The following is a 9,607-nucleotide window of genomic DNA, read 5'->3' as shown; positions in this document are numbered from 1 at the left end:
GAAAACCACAGATCACAAAGACCAGAGCAAAGGCAAAACCAGACAGCAGCCCCAATTGCGTATCCGACAGAGCGAACTCGCGCCCGATCTGCTCTAGCTGCAAGGACAGGATCTGCCGATCCAGCTGCGCCACCATCATTAGGCAAGACAAAAGAGCAAGCGTCCGGGTGTTTGGTGTCATGTCTCGCTCTGGGTCGGGAAAGGGCTTTCACCACAGAGGGCTACGACCAATCTCTGACTTAAGGCTTCTAATTCGCGACCGTTCTTTTTTTCAGCGCCCTTATCCGCCGTTGTGGAAACCTACATTCAATGCCGAACATGACGCAATCATTGATCACGCGTGTTTGGTACTTGTCCCGTTGAACCGCGCCGCATTTGCCGGGGCGTGGTTCTCGGTTGCACAGCGGCCATCTTACTGGACACGCCTGCGCGCATTGCGCTGTCGACCTCGGCTGTCTTGACCACGTCGTTCAACATGTACGCCGAACACCCGATCTTCGCTGCGATCAACGTGATCGCCTGCCTACGACCAAGGTCCATCATTGTGCGCGCTGCTTTTGATTGTACTATCGTGGTGGGGAGGAAGGATTCATGGTCGCGCATCATCACGTCGAGGAGATCGAGCAGGTTCTGGACGGTCATCCGTCTGGTCGGGACAGTTACGTCGATGCCTCGTGGCGTCGATGCGTCGAACTCTATGGTATGGATCCGACACGCAGTGACCCGGCCCACATCGTCACGGATACCGAGTTTCGCGCCCACCGCGAGCAAGCGGATTGGATGATCGGGGCGGCGCGCTCGGGTCTTCAAAGCCTGTTCCGGCAGGTGGCGGGCCAGAACTATGTCCTGCTCCTGACGGATGCCAAAGGCGTCTGCGTTGATTTTTTCGGTGACGACCTGTTCGTGGACGAATTGCGCGGGGCGGGGCTGTACCTTGGGTCGAACTGGTCCGAGGACCTGGCGGGAACCTGCGGCGTCGGCGCCTGCATCGTCACCGGTGAGCCGGTAACGGTGCACCAGGACGACCACTTTGGCAACGCGCATACAGGGCTGTCCTGCACCTCGGCCCCGATCTATGACAGCCTGGGGCAGTTGGCGGCGGTTCTGGACATCTCGCTGCTGCGCTCTCCGACGCCGAAAAGCAGCCAGAACCTTGCGATGTCGCTGGTGACAGCGGCGGCGCGACGAGTCGAAATGGCGAACCTCATGGCGGCCAGCCGCCGCGAATGGGTCTTGCGGTTTTCGTCCAGCCCCGAATTTCTGGACGTGGACCCGGAAGCGGCGGTGTCACTCGATGGGTCGGGACGGGTCATCGGGGCCACACGCGCCGCCACACAGATGCTGGCACGCGGCGGCAAGCTGATCGGCACGCGGATCGACGAGCTGCTGGGGTTGAGCGTCGATGACCTGCCCGATCTGATGCGCGACCGTCCGACGGAAGAAAGGGTCGTGGCCTTGGGGGATGGCGGTGCCGTCTTTGGCCATGCGATCGCGCCCCAGGCCCCGCGCCGCTCACAAGCGACCCAAAGCGCATCATCCAATCATACGCGCGGCGGCGTCCTGTCCGCCTTCGCGGGCAGCGATCCGACGATGACGCGCCTTTTGGCGCAGGCAGAGCGGCTGGCGCCGACGCATGTGCCGCTCATGATCTGCGGCGAAAGTGGCAGCGGCAAGACCAAGCTGGCCCGCGCCATTCACATGGCCTCTCGGCGGGGCGGTTTCACCGCGGTGGATTGTGCCGGAGCGCGGCCCGAGGATTTCTGCCCGTCACCTGCGGGTCAGTCAGGGCCGGGAACGCTGCTGCTGCGTCATATCGAGGATTTGCCTCCAGAGACCGCGCTTGTTCTGCCCGGCTTTCTGGATGCACATCCCGATCTGCGCCCGGTCGCCACCACCGGCTGCGATCCTTCTGACCTTCTGTCGCATGAAAGGATCCCTGCCAAACTGTATTTCCGGCTGTCGGGATCCGTGCTCAACGTTCCGCCCCTGCGCGAAAGACAGGATCTTGGCTGGTTGCTTGATCGCCTGCTGCGGCGGCGCTTTGGAGGTGAGCTGCGCCTGACACCCTCGGCGCGGGCCGAGTTGCTGGCGCGCGACTGGCCTGGAAACCTGCGCGAACTTGGCAATGTGCTGGACGTGGCCTGCGCGCTGGCGGAAACCACGGTTATAGATCTGCCGGATCTTCCGGCCGCGACCGAAGCCCGCGATAAAGAGCAAACCCTGGAGGCGGTGCTGGACGCCTGCGACTGGAACATGGCCCGTGCTGCGCGCCGGTTGGGGGTCAACCGGTCAACGGTTCTGCGGCGCATTCGCAAGGAAGGGTTGCGCGCACCCGACTGACATGTTGCGCGGCGTTGCGTTTGCAACATGCTGCACTGCGGAAGCACCTTGCGCAGAGACTCCCGTCAGATTTCCGTGGAGGAGGCGCGGGCTGTTTCGCCACTGTCTGCTCATCACATTGCTGATGAGGAGGAAACGCAATGCTTGACTCGACAGTCACCGACCAGGTGCAAGAGACGCTCGACAGCCTGAACGCCGCCCTTGAGGAAGGCGACGCACAGGCCGCAAGCGCGTTGTTTGCCACCGACAGTTACTGGCGCGATCTGGTCGCCGTGACCTGGAACCTGAAGACGGTGGAGGGGCCGTCTGCTGTTCAGGACATGTTGACGGCGCAACTGAAACACACCAAGCCGCAGGGTTTTGCGCTTCAGGACGGCGAAATTCCTGGCGAAGATGGCGGCGTCGTCACCGCCTGGATCACCTTTGAAACCGCTGTCGGCCGGGGCTGGGGCCTGATGCGCCTGAAGGACGGGCGGATTTGGACGCTTCTGACCGCACTTCAGGAATTGAAGGGTTTCGAGGAAAACCGGGGCAAGCGCCGTCCGATGGGGGCCGAACACGGCGCTGCCAAGAACCGCAGGTCATGGACCGAAAAGCGCGAAGCCGAAGCCGCCGAGCTGGGCTATACCGAACAGCCCTACACGGTGATCGTCGGCGGCGGTCAGGGCGGCATCGCCCTTGGCGCACGTCTGCGCCAGCTTGGCGTGCCGACCATCGTTCTGGACAAGCACGACCGGCCCGGCGACCAATGGCGCTCGCGCTACAAGTCGCTCTGCCTGCATGATCCGATCTGGTACGACCACCTGCCTTACATCAAGTTCCCGGACAACTGGCCCGTCTTTACCCCCAAGGACAAGGTCGGCGACTGGCTGGAAATGTACACCAAGGTGATGGAGATCAACTACTGGTCCCGCTCCGAGGTGCAGAGCGCACAGTATGACGACGACACAGGCACCTGGGAGGTCAAGGTCAACCGGGATGGCGAAGAGGTCACGCTGCGCCCGACGCAGCTGGTGCTGGCCACGGGCATGTCCGGCAAGCCCAACATGCCGCAATTCCCCGGCATGGAGGATTTCAACGGCACGATCCAGCACAGCTCGCAGCACAAGGGCCCGGATGATTGGACCGGCAAGAAGGTCGTCGTGGTGGGGTCGAACAACTCTGCCCACGACATCTGCGCTGCGCTTTGGGAGGCGGATGCCGATGTCACCATGGTGCAGCGCAGCAGCACCCATATCGTGCGGTCCGACACGCTGATGGATATCGGCCTCGGCGCGCTCTACTCCGAAGAGGCGGTGGCCAATGGCATGACCACGGAAAAGGCCGATATGGTCTTTGCCTCGCTGCCCTACCGGATCATGCATGAATTCCAGATCCCGCTCTATGATCAGATGAGGGAACGCGATGCAGAGTTCTATGCCGGGCTTGAAAAGGCCGGCTTCGAACTCGACTGGGGCGATGATGGCTCGGGTCTCTTCATGAAATACCTGCGGCGCGGCTCCGGCTATTACATCGACGTGGGCGCCAGCCAGCTGATCATCGACGGCGAGGTGAAGCTGGTCAAAGGGCAGGTCGATCATTTCGACGAGACCGGCGTGGTGCTGTCGGACGGCACACATCTTGATGCCGATCTGGTGGTCATGGCGACGGGATACGGTTCGATGAACGGCTGGGCTGCTGACCTGATTTCACAGGAGGTCGCGGACAAGGTGGGCAAGGTCTGGGGCCTCGGCTCCGACACCACCAAGGACCCCGGCCCCTGGGAAGGCGAGCAGCGGAACATGTGGAAGCCGACCCAGCAGGAGAACCTCTGGTTCCACGGTGGCAACCTGCACCAGTCGCGTCACTACTCTCTGTATCTTGCGCTGCAACTGAAGGCGCGATTGGAGGGTTTGGACACCCCGGTCTACGGGTTGCAAGAGGTGCATCACCTGTCGTGATGCCCTGAGCGGGTCGCGCCCCGTGATGGCGCGCCCCAAGCGCCCGGCACCGTCCTCCCGCCGGGCGCCCCCTATTACTGAAATCGGAGAAAAGAAATGAAAGCAGCACGTTGGCATGGCGTAAAGGATATTCGCGTCGAAGACATCGCGGAGCCGACCCCGGGCAAGGGCGAGGTGAAGGTCAAGGTCGCATGGACCGGGATCTGCGGCAGCGATCTGCATGAATATCTCGCCGGGCCGATCTTTGTGCCCGTGGATGAAGACCACCCCCTGAGCCACGACAAGGCCCCGATCACCATGGGGCATGAATACTGCGGCACCGTGACAGAGCTGGGTGAAGACGTCACCGGGCTTGCGGTCGGTGACCGCGTGGCCATCGAGCCGATCTTTGCCTGTGGAGAGTGCCCGGCCTGCCTTGAGGGGAAATACAACCTGTGTGACAGCCTTGGCTTTGTCGGCCTGTCCGGCGGCCATGGCGGGTTCGCCGCCCACAGCGTGGTGCCCGCCCGCATGGTGCACAAGATGCCCGACGGCCTGTCGATGGAACAGGGCGCGCTGGTGGAACCCGCCGCCGTCGCCCTGCACGCGGTGCGCCTGTCCAAGATCAAGGCCGGCGACAAGGCTGCCGTCTTTGGCGCTGGGCCCATCGGTCTTTTGGTGGTGGAATCGCTGCGCGTCGCCGGCGCGTCGGAGATCCACGTGGTGGAACCCTCGGAGGTGCGCCGGCAAAAGGCGCTGGATCTCGGCGCCACCTCGGTGATCGACCCAACCGCGACAGACACGGTCGCGGCGATCCGCGAGGCGACGGGCGGGGTTCATGTCGCCTTCGAGGTGACCGGCGTGCCGCAGGTTCTGCCCCAATGCATCGACGCCACCCGCCACGAAGGGCAGGTTCTGGTCGTGTCAATCTGGGAAAAGGAGGCGTCGTTCCAGCCCAACACCGTCGTGCTCAAGGAGCGCCAGGTGCAGGGAACCATCGCCTATCGCAACGTCTATCCGGCGGTCATGGCGCTGATGACCCAAGGCTATTTCAGCGCCGATCAACTGGTGACCAAGCGGATCGCCTTGGATGACATCGTCGCGGAAGGGTTCGAGGCACTGGTCGCGGAGAAATCCCATGTGAAGATCTTGGTCGAAGCTCCCGACTGATCTGTCGCAATTCAGAAATTCCGGCCGCTCACATAAGGCAGAGCGGCCGGAGATCTGCTGGTTCTTTAGTTTCAGGATCCATTGGTTTCCGTTTGGCGGCGTGATTCACGGTTCAAAAACCGAGCGGTGACTATATCTAGTCTTTTCTGCTTGAGCGACGCGCAGATGGCGCGACAGCCCCGCCGTATAGGAGCGGCACAAGAGGCTGTATAATCGTTGGAAGCGGTGGAGCGACAAGGGTGGCATGAATACAAAGCTGCATGCGGTTATTGCACCCCGACCGTCGGAAAACCGGGGCGGGCTTTCCCGGGGGCGGGGCAAGGGTCACTTTGGCAACATATGCGCAAGGATGTCGGCACCTTTGCCTTTGGTCAAACGGGTGCACAGCAGGTGTTGCAGGTCATATCCAAAGCGAACGCACATATGCTCGGGACATCCCCCTATTCCGCGGCTTTGTTCGGAGGGGGCTCGCGATGGAGCCTGGTCCAGGCGTCGTATTGCGACAGGAACACCTCTCCATTCAGGTCCTGAATGAAATGCGTGCGGCGCAGGCGATCCATGACGGGGCCTTTGACCTCGGACAGATGCAGGCCGACCTTCATGTCGCGCAGACGGGCGTTGAGGGCCTCAAGGCATTCCAGCGCAGAGTAATCGACCTCGTTGACCGCGGAAAACATCAAGACCACATCGCGGATGGCGCAGCCTTCGGTCACGCGCGACAGGATCAGGTTCTCCAGAAACTGCGCATTCACGAAATAGAGGCTTTCATCCATGCGCAGGGTCAGGACCGAGGGATCCGTCGCGACTGCGTGACGGTTGATATTGCGAAAATGCTGGGTGGCGGGCACCAGCCCGACCTCGGCAATATGCGGGCGCGAGGTCTTGTAAAGGTGCAGCAGCACCGAGATCGCAACACCGCTGGCAACCCCCACCTCGACCCCCAGACCCAGGGTCAGCAGGATGGTGACCGCGACGGCGGCGAAGTCGGATTTTGAATAGCCCCATGTTTTGCGCAGGATCGAGAAGTCCACCAGGCTCAGCACGGCGACGACAATGGTGCCTGCAAGGGTTGCTTTGGGCAGGAAATAGACCAGCGGCGTCAGCGCCACCGCGGCGATGGCAAGGCCCACGGCGGTAAAGGCCCCGGCGGCGGGGGTCTGCGCACCGGCGTCAAAATTCACCACCGAGCGGGCAAAACCACCGGTCACCGGATAGCCGCCGGTAAAGGCCGCGCCGATATTGGCCGCGCCCAGTCCGATCAGCTCCTGGTTGGGGTCGATGCGCTGGCGCTTCTTTGCGGCGAGGGTCTGCGCGACGGAGACGGATTCCACAAAGCCAATCACCGAGAGCAGGATCGCAGGCAGCAACAGCGCGCTCAGCAAATCGGGGGAGAAATCCGGGAGGGTGAGCGGAGGCAGGCTCTGCGGCACCTCGCCGACAATCTTGACCCCACTTTGGGCGAGGTCAAACCCCCAGGTGATCAGGGTGCTGGCCACCACGGCGGCCACCGGGCCTGCCTTGGTCAGCACAGAGGCCAGCCCGGGTTTGACGCCAAGGCGTTGCAACATCGGCTTTAGCCCGCTGCGCACCCAGAACAGGAAACCCGTGACCGAAAGGCCGATGAGCATGGTCGGCAGGCTGGCGTTTTGGACATGTTCCACAAGCGAGATCAGAAGCTCCACCAGGGTATGCCCCTGCGCCTCGACTCCCAGGATATGTTTGACCTGGCTGGTGGCGATCAGAATGCCCGATGCGGTGATGAAACCGGCAATCACCGGATGGCTGAGGAAATTCGCCAGGAATCCCAGCCGCAACACGCCAAGCAGCAACAAAAAACCACCCGACAGGAACGCCAGGGTCAGCGCCGCCATCGCATAGCCCGCAGTGCCCGCATCGGCCACCTGACCCACTGCCGAGGCTGTGAGCAAGGACACCACCGCGACCGGACCAACCGCCAGCGCGCGGCTGGTGCCAAAGACCGCATAGAGCAGGATCGGAACAATCGAGGCATAGATCCCGGCTTCGGGCGGCAGCCCGGCAAGCAGCGCATAGGCCAGCGATTGCGGGATTAGCATGATGGTGACGATCACCGCCGCGATCAGATCGTTGGAGAATGCGGTCTTGTCGTAGGTGCGGCCCCAGTCGAGGATCGGAAGGTAGCGGCGCAAAGGGGGCATGGCGGTCATTTCATTGTCGGGAAATCAAACTGCCGCGCCCTGGCGTGTCGGGCGCGACTGCGCGTGTGGTATTGGATCAGAGACCGTTCACCGGCACTTTCAGCATCGGTCGTCCGTCCTTGTCAGTCGGGATCTCACCGGCGCGCATATTAACCTGAAGCGAAGGCAGGATGAGCTTGGGCATATCCAGCTGAGCATCCCGCTCGGTGCGGAACTTCACAAACTCTTCCTTGGTCTTGCCGTTGCCGACGTGGATATTGTGCTGTTTTTCCTCGCCCACCGTGGTTTCCCACTGGATGTCGCGACCGTTGGGACCGTAGTCGTGGCACATGAAAAGGCGGGTCTCATCCGGCAGCGCCAGAACCTTCTGGATCGAATCATACAGCATCCCGGCATCGCCGCCGGGGAAATCCGCCCGGGCGGAGCCGCCATCGGGCATGAACAGCGTATCACCAACAAAGGCTGCATTGCCCACCACATGGACCATGCAGGCCGGGGTGTGGCCGGGTGTATACATGGCAAAAGCCTGCATATTGCCGATCTGATAGGTGTCACCATCGTCAAAGAGCGCGTCGAACTGGCTGCCGTCACGCTGGAATTCGGTGCCCTCGTTGAAGATTTTGCCAAAGGTCTCCTGCACCACCAGGATTTTTGCGCCGATGCCGATCTTGCCGCCCAGCTTTTGCTGGATATAGGGTGCCGCGCTCAGGTGGTCGGCATGGACATGGGTTTCGATGATCCACTCCAGCCGCGCGCCCAGCTCCTGCACGCGTGCAATCATCGCATCGGCGTGGCCAAAGCTGATGCGCCCGGCGGCATAGTCGATGTCCATGACGCTATCGACAATCGCGCAGGCATCAGAGGAAGGATCCTTGACGATATAGCTGATCGTATTTGTCGCCTCGTCAAAGAACGCCTCGACGAGAGGTTGGACTTCAATGTTGACGGGGTAATGGGTCATGTCTGGTCTCTTATTCATAGATGTGTTGGGTCACGCGCGCCGACAGGTGCGAATGCCGAGAATGGAATAGATGGGGCAGCTGCGGGTTGCGGCGACCACCAGCATGACCACCCCGACAAGCGCGGCGCCGTATTTCACCAGCCCGCCAGCAAAGAGCGGGTAGCCGCTGAAAAACGCGAGATAAAGCAGCACAAGACCCAGCAGCACACGCAGCAGGCGATCCATCGTACCAACGTTTACGGTCATTTCGAGCCCTCCAGAACAGAAACATTACCCATTGGATAGATCGTTTCGGGTCTAGCTTCAGTGATTTTGTCACCAAAGCCGCCGAAAGTATCGCAAAAACGCGAAAAAGATCATGTCGCTGCTGCGACATGCGGGATCCGCTGCGGCGCTATGCGCTCTGGGCCAGTGCCGTCAGCCCCGCGCGATCCAGGATCGTCACATGCCCGCGGGACTGGGTGATGAACTCGCGACGCTGGAAATCCTGCAACACGCGCGAGATGACCTCGCGGGCGGTGCCAAGCTCGCTCGCCAGCTGTTGATGGGTGGCGGTGATCTCGCCTTGCGCGCCGGCCAGGGTCAGCAACCGATCAGCAAGCCGGACGTCGATCCGGCCAAAGGCCACATCGTCAACCACCCGCAACAGGTCGATCAATCGGCGCGAATAGGCGGCAAAGACAAAGGAGCGAAAGGCCGGCTCCTCCGCCACCAGCCGATCAAAGGCGGGGCGGGGGAGGTCAACGGCGGGGGCTTCGGGTTTGGCGGTGCCCTCGGCGTTATAGGCTTCCTCCGCCAGCATGCAGGCGGTGGTCAGCACACAGCTTTCGCCTGCCTCCACCCGGTAGAGTACAATATCGCGCCCGCTGCCCGAGGTCTGCGAGACGCGGATGCTGCCGTCGACCAGGAACAACAGGCTGTCGGGCACATGAAAGGGATCAAAAATGCGCTGCCCCTTGGTGAAATGTGACACCCGCCCCAGAGCCAGCAGGCGATCACGCACCGGTCGCGACAACTGTCGCGTGCCTTGAAACCTCTCG

7 protein-coding genes and 1 pseudogene are annotated in these 9,607 nt (G+C 61.9%); 3 read left to right on the top strand and 5 right to left on the bottom strand.

Annotated features, from left to right (window positions below; all coding sequences use genetic code 11):
* A pseudogene (locus tag HCZ87_RS17900) lies at positions 1-181 on the bottom strand (MFS transporter); the annotation flags it as partial.
* Positions 182-591: 410 nt separating this feature from the next.
* On the opposite strand from HCZ87_RS17900, the gene HCZ87_RS17895 reads away from it, so the two are divergent.
* From HCZ87_RS17895 to HCZ87_RS17885, 3 genes are all read left to right on the top strand, one after another.
* Positions 592-2,340: a sigma-54-dependent Fis family transcriptional regulator gene (locus HCZ87_RS17895; RefSeq protein ID WP_167645987.1), complete on the top strand. Its 1,749-nt coding sequence runs from the start codon at positions 592-594 to the stop codon at positions 2,338-2,340.
* Positions 2,341-2,480: 140 nt separating this feature from the next.
* Complete coding sequence (locus HCZ87_RS17890) at positions 2,481-4,280, top strand: NAD(P)/FAD-dependent oxidoreductase (protein WP_167645985.1); 1,800 nt, start codon at positions 2,481-2,483, stop codon at positions 4,278-4,280.
* Positions 4,281-4,376: 96 nt separating this feature from the next.
* A complete protein-coding gene (locus HCZ87_RS17885) occupies positions 4,377-5,429 on the top strand; it encodes a 2,3-butanediol dehydrogenase (protein ID WP_167645983.1) in 1,053 nt (350 codons plus the stop codon).
* Between the two features lie 440 nt (positions 5,430-5,869).
* Here HCZ87_RS17885 and HCZ87_RS17880 read toward each other — a convergent pair whose 3' ends face one another.
* The 4 genes from HCZ87_RS17880 to HCZ87_RS17865 all read right to left on the bottom strand — a co-directional run.
* Complete coding sequence (locus HCZ87_RS17880; protein WP_167645981.1) at positions 5,870-7,606, bottom strand: SulP family inorganic anion transporter; 1,737 nt, start codon at positions 7,604-7,606, stop codon at positions 5,870-5,872.
* A 76-nt stretch (positions 7,607-7,682) separates the two neighbouring features.
* Positions 7,683-8,567 carry an MBL fold metallo-hydrolase gene (locus tag HCZ87_RS17875; protein WP_167645979.1) on the bottom strand — a complete coding sequence of 295 codons (885 nt, stop codon included), beginning with the start codon at positions 8,565-8,567 and terminating at the stop codon, positions 7,683-7,685.
* 30 nt (positions 8,568-8,597) lie between these two features.
* Positions 8,598-8,813, bottom strand: a complete 216-nt coding sequence (locus tag HCZ87_RS17870; RefSeq protein ID WP_167645977.1) for a DUF2892 domain-containing protein — start codon at positions 8,811-8,813, stop codon at positions 8,598-8,600.
* Positions 8,814-8,961: 148 nt separating this feature from the next.
* A partial coding sequence (locus HCZ87_RS17865; protein WP_254868694.1) for a Crp/Fnr family transcriptional regulator occupies positions 8,962-9,607 on the bottom strand: 646 nt, incomplete at its 5' end.

Origin of the sequence: Phaeobacter sp. HF9A, assembly GCF_011806385.1 — a bacterium.
Lineage (GTDB): Bacteria > Pseudomonadota > Alphaproteobacteria > Rhodobacterales > Rhodobacteraceae > Epibacterium.
Note: the sequence above shows the minus strand (reverse complement) of the source record. Positions and strands in the feature narration are given on the sequence as shown.